The organism is Histophilus somni 2336, from assembly GCF_000019405.1.
GTDB classification, from domain to species: Bacteria; Pseudomonadota; Gammaproteobacteria; order Enterobacterales; family Pasteurellaceae; genus Histophilus; species Histophilus somni.
Genome location: NC_010519.1, coordinates 383,097 through 398,323, shown reverse-complemented (window position 1 = coordinate 398,323; position 15,227 = coordinate 383,097). Strand labels below are relative to the sequence as shown.

General features: G+C 37.2%; 11 protein-coding genes and 1 pseudogene. 5 read left to right on the top strand and 7 right to left on the bottom strand.

The genetic code is table 11. The features are described from left to right. Window positions 1-6: 6 nt before the first annotated feature. Genes mscK through seqA form a run of 3 tightly spaced genes read right to left on the bottom strand, consistent with a single transcriptional unit; the run spans window position 7 to window position 5,329 of the window. Complete coding sequence (mscK, locus tag HSM_RS01825) at window positions 7-3,303, bottom strand: mechanosensitive channel MscK (protein ID WP_012341214.1); 3,297 nt, start codon at window positions 3,301-3,303, stop codon at window positions 7-9. Window positions 3,304-3,305: 2 nt separating this feature from the next. Then, window positions 3,306-4,712 carry an o-succinylbenzoate--CoA ligase gene (menE, locus tag HSM_RS01820; RefSeq protein WP_012341213.1) on the bottom strand — a complete coding sequence of 469 codons (1,407 nt, stop codon included), beginning with the start codon at window positions 4,710-4,712 and terminating at the stop codon, window positions 3,306-3,308. Window positions 4,713-4,714: 2 nt separating this feature from the next. Continuing rightward, window positions 4,715-5,329 (bottom strand): replication initiation negative regulator SeqA, encoded by a 615-nt coding sequence (seqA, locus tag HSM_RS01815; protein ID WP_012341212.1) that lies wholly within the window; start codon window positions 5,327-5,329, stop codon window positions 4,715-4,717. Between the two features lie 105 nt (window positions 5,330-5,434). Here seqA and HSM_RS01810 point away from each other — a divergent pair, with 105 nt between their 5' ends. The 4 genes and pseudogenes from HSM_RS01810 to fur all read left to right on the top strand — a co-directional run bounded on the left by HSM_RS01810 (window position 5,435) and on the right by fur (window position 7,623). Beyond that, window positions 5,435-6,214 (top strand): alpha/beta fold hydrolase, encoded by a 780-nt coding sequence (locus HSM_RS01810; protein WP_012341211.1) that lies wholly within the window; start codon window positions 5,435-5,437, stop codon window positions 6,212-6,214. Between the two features lie 130 nt (window positions 6,215-6,344). After that, a pseudogene (gene ybfE, locus HSM_RS11070) lies at window positions 6,345-6,579 on the top strand (LexA regulated protein). A gap of 56 nt (window positions 6,580-6,635) precedes the next feature. Beyond that, the gene (gene fldA / locus HSM_RS01805; protein ID WP_011609365.1) at window positions 6,636-7,160 is read left to right on the top strand and encodes a flavodoxin FldA; all 525 of its coding nucleotides are present in this window, start codon (window positions 6,636-6,638) and stop codon (window positions 7,158-7,160) included. 16 nt (window positions 7,161-7,176) lie between these two features. Beyond that, window positions 7,177-7,623: a ferric iron uptake transcriptional regulator gene (gene fur / locus HSM_RS01800; RefSeq protein ID WP_011609366.1), complete on the top strand. Its 447-nt coding sequence runs from the start codon at window positions 7,177-7,179 to the stop codon at window positions 7,621-7,623. Between the two features lie 171 nt (window positions 7,624-7,794). On the opposite strand, the gene thrC is transcribed toward fur, so the two are convergent. The 3 genes from thrC to thrA are packed head-to-tail and all read right to left on the bottom strand — an operon-like array spanning window position 7,795 to window position 12,492. Further along, the gene (thrC, locus tag HSM_RS01795) at window positions 7,795-9,072 is read right to left on the bottom strand and encodes a threonine synthase (protein ID WP_012341210.1); all 1,278 of its coding nucleotides are present in this window, start codon (window positions 9,070-9,072) and stop codon (window positions 7,795-7,797) included. Between the two features lie 12 nt (window positions 9,073-9,084). Next, window positions 9,085-10,029, bottom strand: a complete 945-nt coding sequence (gene thrB, locus HSM_RS01790) for a homoserine kinase (protein WP_012341209.1) — start codon at window positions 10,027-10,029, stop codon at window positions 9,085-9,087. A 12-nt stretch (window positions 10,030-10,041) separates the two neighbouring features. Continuing rightward, a complete protein-coding gene (thrA, locus tag HSM_RS01785; RefSeq protein ID WP_012341208.1) occupies window positions 10,042-12,492 on the bottom strand; it encodes a bifunctional aspartate kinase/homoserine dehydrogenase I in 2,451 nt (816 codons plus the stop codon). A 331-nt stretch (window positions 12,493-12,823) separates the two neighbouring features. Between thrA and HSM_RS01780 the strand changes: the two genes are divergently transcribed. After that, the gene (locus HSM_RS01780) at window positions 12,824-13,516 is read left to right on the top strand and encodes a YggS family pyridoxal phosphate-dependent enzyme (RefSeq protein ID WP_041605223.1); all 693 of its coding nucleotides are present in this window, start codon (window positions 12,824-12,826) and stop codon (window positions 13,514-13,516) included. 52 nt (window positions 13,517-13,568) lie between these two features. Here the strand turns inward: HSM_RS01780 and xseA are convergent, their stop codons facing one another. Beyond that, a complete protein-coding gene (xseA, locus tag HSM_RS01775) occupies window positions 13,569-14,903 on the bottom strand; it encodes an exodeoxyribonuclease VII large subunit (protein ID WP_012341206.1) in 1,335 nt (444 codons plus the stop codon). Window positions 14,904-15,227 lie beyond the last annotated feature (324 nt).

The window sequence follows — 15,227 nt, the reverse complement described above, 5'->3', positions numbered from 1 at the left end:
TTCCTTTTATCTTTGTAAATTCTCTGAAAGTACTTTTACTTCTTCATTTGTTGTTTGATTTTTAATAAATACATCCAACTGATTAAATGCAATTTCAATATTATGTTGTGCAAATAGTTCATTAATACGACGATTTAAAAAGTCTTGTGTAGTCATACGATCTGACAATTTACCCACATAAACCCGCAATTCGTGATCTAATGTACTTGCACCAAACGCTATAAAATAAGCAGACGGTTCCGGTTCTTTTAAAACCGTAGGTGTTTCATACGCTGCCTGCAACAACAACTTACGAACCAATTCTAAATCTGAACCGTAAGCCACACCGACACCAATCACAACACGAGTCATAGAATTGGTCAATGCCCAATTCACAATTCGCTCTGTTACAAAGGCTTTATTGGGTACAATAACTTCTTTCTTATCAGAATCGATAATTGTTGTGGAACGAATTCTAATTTTTGACACAGTTCCTGAAAAATTGTCAATTGTTACAAAATCACCAATCCGAACAGGACGTTCAAATAAAATAATGATACCTGATACAAAGTTAGCAAAGATCTCCTGCAAACCAAAACCTAAACCAACAGAAAGTGCGGCAAATAACCATTGTAATTTTGACCATGACATACCCAAAGTAGAGAATGCCATAGCACTACCGATTGCAATGATAAAATAAATCAGTAAAGTTGTTATGGTGTAAGGTGTTCCTTGTGAGAAATTAACTCTTGAAAAAATTAATACTTCCAATACCCCACCAATATTTCGCACTAAAGCATACGTGATGCCTAAAATAATCAGTGCTAATAACAAATTCCACAGGGTAATAGTTTCAATAACTGTACCAACTTCTGTTATGGCGGTTTGATTCCATAACGTTACGCCTTCCAAATAATAAGCTACCGTAATTAAATCAGACCAAACCCAATAGAACATACCGATTAAGCCGACGAGTAAAACTAAATCCATCACTCGCAAAACTTGATCCTTAACGGCTGAAATTGCTAAAACTTCCTCTTGTGTATTAAGGTTAAACTCTTCTTTATCCACCACATCTTGAGATTGTACCTGTGTTTTCTTTTGTTTTTCTTGCAAACGACGATAAGCTAAACGACGAGCAGAAATAGTAAATCCTCTATACACTATATTGCGAATTACTATCCATATCATCAAAGCAAAATAAGAAGACATTAAATGATCCATCAAATTTAACGTAGTGTAGTAATAACCTAAAACTACCAACACAATGAGAATAATAGGAGAGAGTAGCAACACAATGCGGAAAACTTTTAGGAAAGGTTTTTTTTCTGAGTTTTTTTCATAAGCTTGGACTGCATAACGCATACGAGGTCCAATAATAAACAGTGAAATAACTAAGACCGCAATTGTCATCAATTGACCAATCACATCATTAGCAATTCCTCCATCTAAATAAGTAAACATAGAGGCATTAAGCCAAAGAACAGTAATCCATACTGATCGTTTCATCACATTGGAAAAAAGCTCTACATTATATTTAGGCATACTAAAATGACGATAAGCAAGGCCATTTGGGCGTAACATCGCTAACATAAAAGCGAAAAGCCACCAATAACCCGACATTCTTACTGACCACAACCAGAATTTTTCAGGATCATTAAAACAAATAAAAGTAATAACAATTAAACCGACTAAGACAACTAACGTCATCGGTAAACAAAGAATAATCGTCCAAAAAACAGCTTCCGGAGTGTAAAGCTGTCTATCTTCCTGTAACGTATTAATTTTGCTATTAATATAATTCAACCGTTGCTTAATTTTTTCTTTACGCCAAGAAATAAAAAAGGCGATGGATAAAAGGAAAACAATTAACGCAGTGGCAGAAATAATATTATCTTGCCAATTGTTGAAATTAAATTGCGTACGAATATCCTCCAATTCTATTTTTAGTAGTGAAGGAAAACGCTTAACCCAATCCAAATCAATAGGTGTATTACTCTTAACCCAGAAACTTTGTTGTTGGAGTTTTTCTTGTAAAGTATCACTAATTAAATTGACTTGTTTTTGATTTAATTCAATATTGATTGAAAGATTGAGTTGATCATTTAAAATAGACACCAAATCAGAAATACCCTTCTGACGCTCCCGTAAAATTTTGGTGAGCTGTGCGTGTTCAGCTATTCCAAAAGTAACCCCTTGCTTTCTTTCTATATTGGAAATATAACCGTCAATATCATAAAGGCTATCTCTTAACTCCGTTAAATCGAAAATTTTCACACGTAAATCGGCAATTTGATTTGATAATCCTGTAATCATCCTATCGTGCGGTAATAATTGCTTTTGCTTATTAATAATTCGAGATAAAACTAAAGTTCCCTGTAAAGCACTAATTTGTTCATTAATATTACGTTCAGTTTGTTGAAAATTATCCAAAACAGATTTAATACGCAAATTGTCTTGCGACAAAACGTTCAGCTTAGTTGTTTGTTCCACTAAATCTTGCCCAATCTGAATATTAATTTGTTGTTGCTGAACTAATAACGGATTACCCTCTGCTTCCTTTTGAGTCTGTTTTAGTTGCTCCACCTGTTGCTCAGTTTGCACTAATTTACGTCGATTAATTTCCGTCTGTAACGCAGTTTGCGTAGCTTGTAAATGCTGTTGGACAAGATTTTTCAATTCCAATTGCAAAGTATAAAGTGCGGTGAGTTCATTATTCCCTTGTAATACAGTTTGATTGTAGTCATTTTGTAATTCAATTAACGCACTTTCTGTAGCTAATTTATTTTGCTCCTCAGGTGCAATATCAACACTAAAAGACAATTTATCAATTTCTTGTGTACGAACAATATTGGCACTTAACGCACTTTGTGCCCGCTCTGTTGCGGAATGTTGATTAACTAACTGTGCATTAGCTTGTACTAAATCAGCTTGAACTTGTTGTAATTCGGATTGTATTTTTGCTAAGTTATCCTCTAATTGCCCGATGGACAAATTATCAAAATCACGAACAACAAACGCCTCTTTTAACGTAGTGATTTCCTCTCTGATGTTCTTTTGCTCATTTGGTGCATCTTGAATCAGTTTTTGTAACTTTAGATTGTCTTCTTTCTGTTTTGCTATTTTTCCTAAGAGAAACAATGTTTCTTCCAAGTTTTGCACCGCACTTTTATCTTCTTGCTGGGGTTGTTCGATTTTTTTAATCTCATCAAGTCGCATCTTTACATCATTTTCGGTCAAAATTGCTCCTGCCAGTGCAAACTGAGCTAAAGAGAATAAGCCAATCATGGCAACTTGTTTGAATTTATTTTTTATCTTCTTCATACTTACTTTCCTAATAAACGAGTTAGCTCAGACTTTAACTGATGACGAGAAATTTTGATATTTCCTTGTGATTGCAACAGCAATGGAAAATATTGAATAGGTTGCTTAAACTTTTCCAATTTATCCGCTAACCAAATATGTAATTCATGTACTGCCTGTTCAGAAAAAACATCGTGAAATTTAATCATTGCCACCGGTCTTTGTCCGAATTCAACATCATCAATGGGCAATACAAAAACCTGTGCAACCGTTTCATTCTGTCCAATAATTTGTTCAATTTCTTCCGGTTGAATATTTTCCCCGCCGGAGATAAACATATTATCTAAGCGTCCTAAAATGTGCAATTCATTATCTTGCCAAATACCTTTATCTTTTGTGGCAAACCAACCCTGTTCATTCAGTAAAGAACAAATTTTACCTTGTTGCCAATAACCCAAAGCAAGACCAGCACCTCGCACCCAAATCTCATCACAAACTAACCGCACTTCACGCCCCGCTAACGGCAGCCCTACTCCACGTTTACCATCACTCAATTTTGCACAAACCGTTGAAGCCATTTCTGTCATACCGTAGCCGGTGTAACTTTTTATACTGTATTGTGCCAACTTCTCAGTCAACTGCGTAGGAATTTGCGTACCGCCTAACAAAATATGCTGTGTGTAACGTGGGAGAGTAGGATTTTGTTGCCAATAATCGAATAAACGTTGAAGTTGCGTCGGTACTAACGAACAATGACTTGCCTGACTAACAGAAAAATAAAAATCCTCTTGCGGTAAATGCAATTCTGCACCGCTTACCAACCAACGCCAAATAATCCCCTGTCCGGAAACATGAAATAAAGGCAAAGATAAAAGCCAACTGTTTTTTGCACTGAATTGGGTTAACTCACAAACGCCAATCGCATTATCTAAATGCCCCTGCAAACTATGTACAACCGCCTTCGGTAAACCACTTGATCCTGAAGTTAAAGTTAAAGTTGCCACAGCCTGCAAATCCATTTTAACTTCAGTTTCAGGTAAAACATCTACATATTGCGTACAGTCGCTCACAGAAAGTGCGGTCAAATTTTGCATATTTTTAAACAGGAAAGCAGTCCTATTAAAAATAAAATCACATTGATAACATTCTGCGATATGCTGAATTTTATCGGCAGGAAAACTCGGATTAACACCTAAAACTCTTGCTCCCAACTGAATTGTTGCCAAATAAGCCAACAATAATGAAAAATCATTTTTACCACATAACAACACGCCCGAACCTGCTTTAACACCTTGTTGCTGAAAAAGTAGAGATTGCCGATTGATTAAAGAACAAAGTTGTTGCCAAGTAAAGACTTCACCTTGCGAGTTTCGCAAGGCTATTTTTGATTGAAATAAGGGAGTGAGTGCATATTTATGCCAAAGGAACATCGCTAATTCGTCACAAAAAAAGATCTAACTTCTTCAATGAGTTCTTGTGGTAAATGCATAGATTCCATCGCACTTTCCAACATCAACATTTTTCGACCGCTATTAGTATTAGTGATCACCCAAAACGGAGTGTCGGGAATTTGTTTCGGTTTTGTATGATTACCCGCTACCAGTAAAGTAGCCTCATCACGTGCGAAATAAACTCTTGTTCGACCTTGCAAACTTTCCGTTGCCAATGCAAAACTTTCCGGATTAGTGCGGTAAAGTGTACGCAACAAGCTCAAAAAACGCACAACAGCTTTTGTTTCTTGCTGGAATTCTTCTGAATATAAAAGATTTCTTACTTTATCAACAATTTTCTGAATAGCTTCATCAGACTGCTTTTTGACAGGAATATTTATTAATTCGTTCGTTTGAACTTCCTGTTCACTTTCTATACAAGTGTTTGGTAAAATCGCTTCTGTAGATACATTTTCCGAATTTTGTACCGCACTTGCTACTTTAGAATAAGGAAGATTTAACAAACGGCGTAAAATATCAGACGCACTTTCACCGATAGACTTCGTTTGACCGGCAATATACTGATAAAGCTCTTCGTCAACTTCAATAATTTTCATAACCGAACTCCTTTTACATTACAAGCCTACAAGAGATTTCTACTTGATCTATTTGAATTTTTCGCACATTATAACGATTTCTTTACAAATACACACGCAAAAATTATGCCCACGACTAAATTACTCAATTACCAATTTCACGCTATAAACAACTCGCAAATCTCACCCACTCTTGTTTTCATTCACGGTTTATTTGGTGATATGAATAATCTTGGTGTCATTGCTCGTGCTTTTTCCGAAAAATACCCTATTTTACGTCTTGATTTACGTAATCATGGACAAAGTTTTCATAGTGAAGAAATGAACTATCAGCTGATGGCGGAAGATGTTCTACAAGTCATTGATCATTTGAATTTAACCAACGTTATTTTAATTGGGCATTCTATGGGTGGAAAAACAGCGATGAAATGTGCAATGCTACGACCGCACTTAATAGAAAAGCTCATTGTGATTGATATTGCACCGGTCAACTATAGCAACAATGAACACGACAGTGTATTTGCGGGACTTTTTGCCGTAAGTAAAGCACAATCGGAAACTCGTCAACAAGCAAAACAATTACTGGCTAACTATATTCCACAAGAAAGCGTACAGCAATTTATGCTCAAGTCTTTCGATGCACAAGCAAAAGAAAAATTTCGCTTTAATCTCACCGCACTTAAACAAAATTACGCTGAGATCATGGATTGGAAAAAAGGATTTTTTAACAAACCAACACTGTTTATCCGAGGCGGATTATCAAATTACATTTTACCGGAATACAGCGAGCAAATTCTTGCTCAATTTCCACAAGCAACCTCTTTTACCATCAATGGAAGCGGGCATTGGGTACATGCTGAAAAAGCGGATTTTGTGATTAGATCAATTCAGCGTTTTTTGTCATAAAAATTCTCATGTTTACTTGATCTATAGGGTTTAATTCACTTATAAATTGTGTTATAGTTCGCTTCAAATTTTGCTTTTAGCTTATCATTCTCAATTAGAACCAGGCTAGAATTGATATATTTTCAGTGGTTTGAAAACGGCTAAACAAGATGCAGATTGTATTACACTAAATCTGTTTGCGACGCTTCCCAAAGTAGGACGTCTAGAACAAATTCACTGCTTCATGAACAACAGCTCCGAATAAACAAATGTAATCAACTTCAATGCGATAAATTTAGCATTTTAAAGCGTATTGAGTAAAAGTTACATGCGGATTTAGTTCAGCAGTTAGAAGTCAGGCGTCTGAACAAGCGATTAGTCATTGAGAGTTAATTATAACGATCTTAAAAGATTATTTTAAAATTCAAGGAAATAGATAAAAATGGCTATTGTCGGTTTATTTTATGGTAGTGATACGGGTAATACTGAAAATATCGCTAAAATGATACAAAAACAATTAGGTTCAGAACTCATTGATATTCGTGATATTGCTAAAAGTAGTAAAGAAGACATTGAAAGCTATGATTTTTTAATGATCGGTATCCCAACTTGGTATTATGGAGAAGCCCAATGTGACTGGGACGATTTCTTTCCAACCTTAGAAGAAATTGATTTTACCGATAAATTAGTCGCTATTTTTGGTTGTGGGGATCAAGAAGACTATGCAGAGTATTTCTGTGATGCGATGGGTACGGTACGCAATATTATCGAGCCCAAAGGTGCAATTATCGTTGGGCATTGGCCGACCGAAGGTTATACTTTTGAGGTCTCGCAAGCCTTAGTTGATGACAATACATTCGTAGGTTTATGTATTGATGAAGATCGTCAACCAGAACTCACCGCAGAACGTGTAGAAAAATGGGTTAAACAAGTGTATGACGAAATGTGTTTAGCTGAACTGGCATAAAATTTGAGGAGCTACCATGTCTGAAGAAAATATCAAGCTACTAAAAAAAGCAGGTTTAAAAATTACAGAACCACGCTTAACAATTTTGTCTCTAATGCAAGAAAGTAGAGGCACAATGCAACATTTCTCCGCCGAAGATGTCTATAAAATGTTGCTGGAACAAGGTAAAGATATTGGTTTAGCCACTGTTTATCGTGTACTTAACCAATTTGATGAGGCAAATATTCTTATTCGCCATAACTTTGAAGGTAACAAATCTGTTTTTGAATTAGCACCGGAAGAACATCATGATCACATTATTTGTGTCGATTGTGGCAAAGTGTTTGAATTTAATGATGAAGTTATCGAAAAACGCCAACGTGAAATCAGTGCGGAACATGGCATCAAATTAAAAACACACAATCTGTATCTTTACGGAAAATGTAGCAATGTACAAAACTGTGATGAAAGTGGCAAAAAATAAAATTCAAGCAAGTCTATCAAGAAAATAAGAGGCATAAGCTCCCGAATTAAAAGTTTTTCTTGTCTAAAAAAACAGTACAGCAAACAAAAGAGTGGGAATCCCACTCTTTTATTATATGTACATAAAATCGAAACTTTCCGACTTTCAACCGCACTTTTAATTTAAAATGCTTTATTTTTTTAATAAATAAGCACGTAATTGAGCGAAGTCATTTTCCATTTCATCAGAAAGCAATGGCAACTTGTTGTACCTATCCAATGTTTCCGGAAGCACAAGCTCGAGACTTAAAATACGCTCAACGTTTTCCTTGAATTTTGCCGGATGTGCCGTACAAAGGAAAATACCCGTTTCATTAACCTGTAATTGATCTTTTAGCACCTGATACGCAATAGCCCCATGCGGTTCGCATAAATAACCTTTGGCATATTGTGCCCGCAAGGTTTTTTCTGTTTCTTCATCACTCAATGCACCTGAACCCAATTCACTTAAAGACCAGCCGTTATATTTAAATAATTCTTCTACACGAGGCCAGTTATTCGGTTGGCTCACATCCATTGCATTGGAAAGAGTCGCAACCGTTGTATGAGGCTGCCATTTTCCGCTATTCAAATAGCGAGGAACGGTATCATTGGCATTGGTTGCCGCAATAAAGCGTTTGATTGGTAAGCCTAAAGTTTTGGCAATTAATCCCGCTGTTAAGTTACCGAAATTACCGCTCGGCACAGAAATAACAATGTCTTGACGGATTTCTTTCGGTAACTGTGCAACCGCCTCAAAATAATAACAAACTTGTGCCAACAAGCGACTGATATTAATCGAATTCGCAGAGTTTAAACCAACAGCTTGACGAAGTTCTTCATCATCAAAGGCTTGTTTCACCAATGCTTGACAAGCATCAAAATCACCGTTTATCGCAACAGTTCGAATATTCCCGCCAAGTGTACAAAATAATTTTTCTTGTAACGGACTTATTTTACCTTTTGGATATAAAATCACTACCTCAATATTTTCTAAGCCATAGAAAGCATGTGCAACCGCAGCACCGGTATCGCCAGAAGTAGCAGTTAAAATAGTAATTTTACTGTCGCCACGCACAACCGCTAAGGCTTGTGCCATAAAACGTCCTCCAAAGTCTTTAAAAGCTAACGTGGGACCGTGGAACAATTCTAAGGCATAGATATTATCTTCTACTTTGACCATCGGTGCCGGAAATGTAAAGGCATTTTTTACCATTGCACTAATAGTTTCTTGTGACAATTCCGCACCAATTAAAGCAGTTAAAATCTTTTGACTGCGTTCAACCAAAGGCAAAGATAAAAGGCTATCAATGTCGTCAAAGTGCGGTAATTTTTCAGGAAAAAATAAGCCCTGATCTTTTCCTAAACCTTGACGCACAGCTTGTGAAAAACTTACTTGTTGTTCCGGATGTTTAATATTATATAAATTCATAACTTGTTCTCGTTAAACTAAAGCCCTTGCACCCACATTATCCACTTTACAGATATGCACAAAGCCCTCATTATTTTGTAAATAATTGTTTTCTAAATAAGTTGCCGATTTAGTCGCAATAGCTAAATCCGGAGCAATCGCAAACATAGTTGGACCTGAACCGGATATGCCTGAAGCAAGTACGCCCAAATCCTTCACTGCCTGTTTAACCTCAGCAAAATTTGGCAATAATGCTTCACGATAAGGTTCTGCAATAACATCTCTCATCATATAGGCCGCCAATGCTTCCTGCCGAGTATGACAAGCGTGTACAAAACTCCCTAAATGGCGACCATGAGAAATCACATCTTGCCGAGTATAGCTTTTCGGTAAAATTGCTCTAGCTTCTGCCGTTGAAACTTCAATTCCCGGGTAAGCTAATACCCAGTACCAATTATCAAAGAAAGGTAATTGCTGACAAATATTACCTAGAGATTGCACCATCAATTGCACACCGCCCAAATAACAAGGTGCAACATTATCATAGTGTATTGAACCTGAAATTCGCCCCTCTAGTTCGCCCATCATTTCCAGCAATTCCATTTTAGAAAATGGCTGCTGATAAAATTGATTTAACGCCACTAAAGTAGCTACGATAGAACAAGCACTTGATCCCAATCCCGAGCCAATAGGCATATTTTTCTCTAACGTTAAACGCAACGGCTTTATTTTCAGATTGCGTAATTTTAAACGTTCACTAAATAACACATAGGCTTGATAAACAATGTTTTTTTGCGGTTCTTTTGGCAATTTACGCACAAAATACCCCGTACTTTCCAGTTCAAATCCCTGTTCAATTTCTTCAATCTGAACGACATCACCTAACAATGAACCATCAATAGGAGATACTGCAACCCCTAATGTATCAAATCCAACACTAATATTTGCACTTGATGCAGGTGCATAAATTCTTAACATTTATCACTCCAATTAATGTTTTAAGGTTCTTAAAATATCGGCAAAAATTCCGGCAGCCGTTACCGCATTACCAGCACCATAACCACGCAATAACAAAGGAATCGGCTGATAATAACGAGTATAAAAAGCTAACGCATTTTCACCGTTCTTCACTTTATATAACGGTGCGTCTCCATCAACTGCAACAATAGAAACCTTACATTTGCCTTCTTCAATTTGTCCTACATAACGCAATACTTTGCCTTCCGATTTTGCTTTTGCAACACGTTCTGCAAATTCTTCGTCCAATGAAGGCAACATCGCCATAAATTCATCTGCTGATTTTCCCTCTGAGAAACCTTGCGGTAAAACGCCCTCTACCTCAATATCCGACAACTCAAGTTCTAAACCGATTTCACGTGCCAAAATCAATAATTTACGAGCCACATCTTGCCCTGATAAATCATCCCTCGGATCCGGTTCTGTAAAGCCTTTTTCACGAGCAAGTGCGGTAGCTTCTGAAAGAGAAAGCCCCTCCTCCAACTTACCGAAAATGAAAGAGAGAGATCCTGACAAAATACCGTTAAAACTCACTACATCATCGCCGGCGGCTAATAGATTTTGTAAGTTATCAATCACAGGCAATCCTGCACCAACGTTAGTATCGTAAAGGAATTTACGATGATTTTTACGTGCATTTTCACGCACTTGGTTATAGTAATCCAGCTCACGGGTATTGGCTTTTTTGTTCGGTGTAATCACATGAAAGCCTTCTTTCAAAGCTCTTTCATATAATCCTGCTACACTTTCAGCGGTTGTGCAATCCACAAAAACAGGGTTAACCACATGATGTAATTTAATGAAAGAAAGCAATACATCAAAATCTGACGGTTGTGTTGCATTTGCCAAATCTTCACGCCAATTACCAAGATTTAACCCATTTTCATTTAACAACATTTTATTCGAATTAGCCAACGCACAAACACGAATCTCAATATCTTTTTTTGCCAAATATTCACTTTGCCGTTTAATTTGTTCAATAAGTTCACCACCGACCCCACCAACACCGACTAAAAACATATCAACAACTTTACGATTATTAAACAATGCCTGATGAGTTGCTTTAACCGCTTCAATCGCCTTATTCAAAGGAACAACCGCTGAAATCGAACGCTCGGAAGAGCCTTGTGCAATAGCAACAATACTGATATTGGCACTAGCTAATGCCGAAAAGAAACTAGCGGCAATCCCTTTAGACCGCTCCATACCATCACCTACTACGGAAATAATTGACAAATCATGAATTACTTCCACAGGATCAAGATCTTTAGCGACAAGTTCCTGTTCAAACTCAGCATTTAGTGCCGCTTTTGCCTTTTCAATAGCTTTAGTCGGTACGCAAAAACTAATACTATATTCAGAAGAAGATTGCGTGATTAAAATAACGGAAACGCTGGCTTTTGACATGGCGGAAAAAACACGTGCTGCCATACCAACCATCCCCTGCATACCCGGTCCTGATACATTGAACATAGCAACATTATCTAAATTAGTAATGCCTTTAACCTGTAGCCCTTCAGAAATATTTTCACGATTGTCAATAATTGATCCTGCACCTTCAGGGTTACCCGTATTTTTTATCAAACAAGGAATTTGCGGCTCAACTAAAGGACCAATAGTGCGAGGGTGAATAACTTTAGCCCCAAAATAAGAAAGCTCCATTGCTTCACGATAAGATAAACTGGAAAGTAACCGAGCATCAGGGACTAAACGAGGATCACAGGTATAAACACCATCTACATCCGTCCAAATTTCACAAACACTTGCACCTAAACAAGCAGCCAAACACGCTGCCGAATAATCAGAACCGTTACGACCCAATAAAACTAATTCGCCTTTGTCATTTCCAGCTGTAAATCCTGCCATCAAAACAATATTTTTAGCAGGAATAGATTTTGCATCAACTCGTTTAGTTGATTCCGCAATATCCACACTGCTTTCCAAATAAGAGCCATAAGCCAATAATTTCTCTACCGGATTAATCACAGTAACCGTATATCCTTTGGCTTCAAACCAAGCGTTCATCATCGCAATAGATAATTTTTCACCTCGACAGTCAATCGTCGCTTTTACCGCATCTTCTACTTTTCCCGCCTGACGAATGTTTTCTAATAATCCCTTAATTTGTGCAAACTCCGACTCAATTAATGCTTTGGTGCCAACAAGATCAAAATGAGTATTTTCTGCATATAAGCCATTAATAATATTATAAAAAATCTCAATAGCCTCATCAAAATGACCATCAGTAGGTTGATTTAAAGCGGCTTTTTCAGAAAGTGCTACAAGATGATTGGTAATCTTTGCCGGTGCAGAGAGAACGCCTGCGGCTTGTTCCTCTAAATGTGCTTTTTCAATAAGTGCTGCTGCTTGTAAAAAGCGTTGCGGATTCGCTAAAGATGTGCCGCCAAATTTGAGTACTCGCATAATTTTTCCTTATATGTTGTGAAGATTTAATAATAAAAACGTTAATAAAAAAACCCGCACTTTTTTACGAGGCGGGCTTTGTAAATCCTATTTTTTATGCACTAGCCCACGCCATTAATCATCTTAATGGTAATAATCATCGTGGTAATAGAAAAAGTGCGGTTATACATTCGGTTATTTCAAAATCAAAAAAGAGTGCGTTAGAAATACCGAAATTTTATGCTATTGTCAAATAGAAAATGAAAAATTTTTCATAAATTTCCCCCTGTCGAATAATTAAGGTAAAATAATGCCCATATCAAACCAACTTCAACAGGTCTTGCTCATTATGATGCAAATAAAAAACAATTTAGCGAAAATAAACCGACAAATATCGCAATATTGCGAACAGGCAAAAAGACATTCTTCCACAGTATCCTTATTAGCAGTCAGTAAAACCAAACCGGTCGAGGATATTCTGATAGCTTATCAGGCAGGGCAAACAGCATTTGGGGAGAATTATGTGCAGGAAGGTGTGGAAAAAATTCAATATTTTATAGAACAACATATTCAACTTGAATGGCATTTTATTGGACCGCTCCAATCCAACAAAACAAAATTAGTTGCTGAAAACTTTGACTGGATGCAAACGCTTGATCGTGAAAAAATTGCTACTCGTCTAAATGAACAACGTCCTCACTATAAACAACCACTAAATGTCCTCATTCAAATTAATATCAGTGCTGAAAACAGTAAATCAGGTATTCAACCTCAAGAAATGTTGATTTTGGCAAAACATATCCAAAATCTACCGCACTTACGCCTACGAGGTTTAATGGCAATTCCTGAACCGACTGATAATATCACCGCACAAGAACAAGCATTTAATCAAATGAAATATTTATTCACTCAACTACAACTGGCGTTTCCTGATGAAAAAATTGATACATTATCAATGGGAATGAGTGATGACATGGCAAGTGCAATAAAGTGCGGTTCAACCATGGTAAGAATCGGAACCGCTATTTTCGGTAAACGCAACTAACTACCCCAATCCATACACAAACTAAAGGAGCAAACCTATTTGCACCTTTAGTTTACTCTTCCATCGCTTCAACACGACTAACAATAATCCCTCGCTCTAATTGCGTGCTGATCAGTTGTCCGACCTCAATTTGAAGACTGTTTTTCAACGCCTGTCCCTGCTGATTTTTCGTAATCGAATAACCACGAGCCAACACTTTCAACGGACTCAAACTGTCTAATTTTCCACATAATCGACTAAGCTGATAATCGGCATTTTTGAATTTTTTTTGTAATCCGCTATTCAAACGAAGCTCCAATTGAACCAAAATTTGGTGCTGTTTTTGCACATAATAAGGCAAAGGTGAATTATCTAAACGACGACAAAGTGCGGTCATTTTCTGCTGTTTTTTATCGACAAAAGTACTTAACGCAAGATGTAAACGATGAAGTAATTGTTGCATCATTTTTTGTTGAATATTTAATTGACTTTGCGGATGTTGTTGTTGCAAACGAAACTGCAGTCGTTGTAACAACTTCACTTTTTGTTGGAAAAAACGATCCAACGCCATTTCCAAGCGTTGTTTACGATAAAATAATTGATCCAATAACTCTTGTTGATGACGACTGACAAGCTCTGCGGCGGCAGAAGGGGTCGGTGCACGCACGTCCGCAACAAAATCCGCAATAGTTACATCTATTTCATGTCCAACCGCACTAATAATCGGCAACTCGGAATGAAAAATAGCCCTTGCCACCCTCTCTTCATTAAAACACCATAAATCCTCTAACGAGCCGCCACCCCGCCCAACAATAAGAACATCAACCTCCCGACGTTGATTGGCTAATTCAATCATCTGTACAATTTCTGCCGTTGCCTCTTTGCCTTGCACTGCGGTCGGATAAATCACTACATGCAAACTCGGATCTCGACGTTGCAAAATATGCAAAATATCCTGCAACGCCGCACCGGTAGGCGACGTAATAATACCGACAGATTTTGCAAAGTGCGGTAAGTTTTTCTTGTAATGTTGTGCAAACAACCCTTCAGCCGCCAATGTTAACTTTAACGCCTCAAATTGCCGTTGCAATAAGCCATCCCCCGCAAGATTCATTGACTCAATAATCAATTGATAATCGCCACGAGGCTCATACAAACTCACGGAAGCTCTCACCAAAACCTGCATTCCGTTTTGTGCTTTAAATCCGACACGCATATTTTTCATGCGAAACATTGCACAACGCACCTGTGCATTTTCGTCTTTCAAACTAAAATACCAATGCCCCGAAACAGGCTGAGTAAAATTGGAAATTTCTCCCGTCAACCAAACCGACCCTAACTGCCCTTCTAACATTTGGCGTACGGATTGGTTAAGTTGTGAAACGGAATAAATCTTCGCTTGAGTCATCTTTTACTCCCAAAGAAAAGAAAATTGATAAATCGGTAAGATAATTCGACATTATATAGCAATCTCGCCAAAACATAACCTGTAATTAGAACCAAAAAAAAGCCAAACTCCGCCTTTATCTTTCCCCTCAAACATCTTGATTCACTATATAATCGAGATCGAAACAAAAAAAATGAAAAAACTATTTCATTCTTAATAAAATTTAGGATAGAATCGCAAAATTCTACTGCTTAATGATTACTTGACAAATAAAATAGAAAAGAAAAAATGACAGCCTACAGCCTACAGCCTACAGCCTACAGCCTACAGCCTAGGCTAACGCCT

Bases quoted from the DNA above. Each gene is read 5' to 3' on its own strand.
- thrA (WP_012341208.1), bottom strand. From the start codon at position 12,492: ATGCGAGTACTCAAATTTGGCGGCACATCTTTAGCGAATCCGCAACGC.
- menE (WP_012341213.1), bottom strand. From the start codon at position 4,712: ATGTTCCTTTGGCATAAATATGCACTCACTCCCTTATTTCAATCAAAA.
- fur (WP_011609366.1), top strand. From the start codon at position 7,177: ATGTCTGAAGAAAATATCAAGCTACTAAAAAAAGCAGGTTTAAAAATT.
- seqA (WP_012341212.1), bottom strand. From the start codon at position 5,329: ATGAAAATTATTGAAGTTGACGAAGAGCTTTATCAGTATATTGCCGGT.
- HSM_RS01810 (WP_012341211.1), top strand. From the start codon at position 5,435: ATGCCCACGACTAAATTACTCAATTACCAATTTCACGCTATAAACAAC.
- fldA (WP_011609365.1), top strand. From the start codon at position 6,636: ATGGCTATTGTCGGTTTATTTTATGGTAGTGATACGGGTAATACTGAA.
- thrB (WP_012341209.1), bottom strand. From the start codon at position 10,029: ATGTTAAGAATTTATGCACCTGCATCAAGTGCAAATATTAGTGTTGGA.
- mscK (WP_012341214.1), bottom strand. From the start codon at position 3,303: ATGAAGAAGATAAAAAATAAATTCAAACAAGTTGCCATGATTGGCTTA.
- thrC (WP_012341210.1), bottom strand. From the start codon at position 9,072: ATGAATTTATATAATATTAAACATCCGGAACAACAAGTAAGTTTTTCA.
- HSM_RS01780 (WP_041605223.1), top strand. From the start codon at position 12,824: ATGCAAATAAAAAACAATTTAGCGAAAATAAACCGACAAATATCGCAA.
- xseA (WP_012341206.1), bottom strand. From the start codon at position 14,903: ATGACTCAAGCGAAGATTTATTCCGTTTCACAACTTAACCAATCCGTA.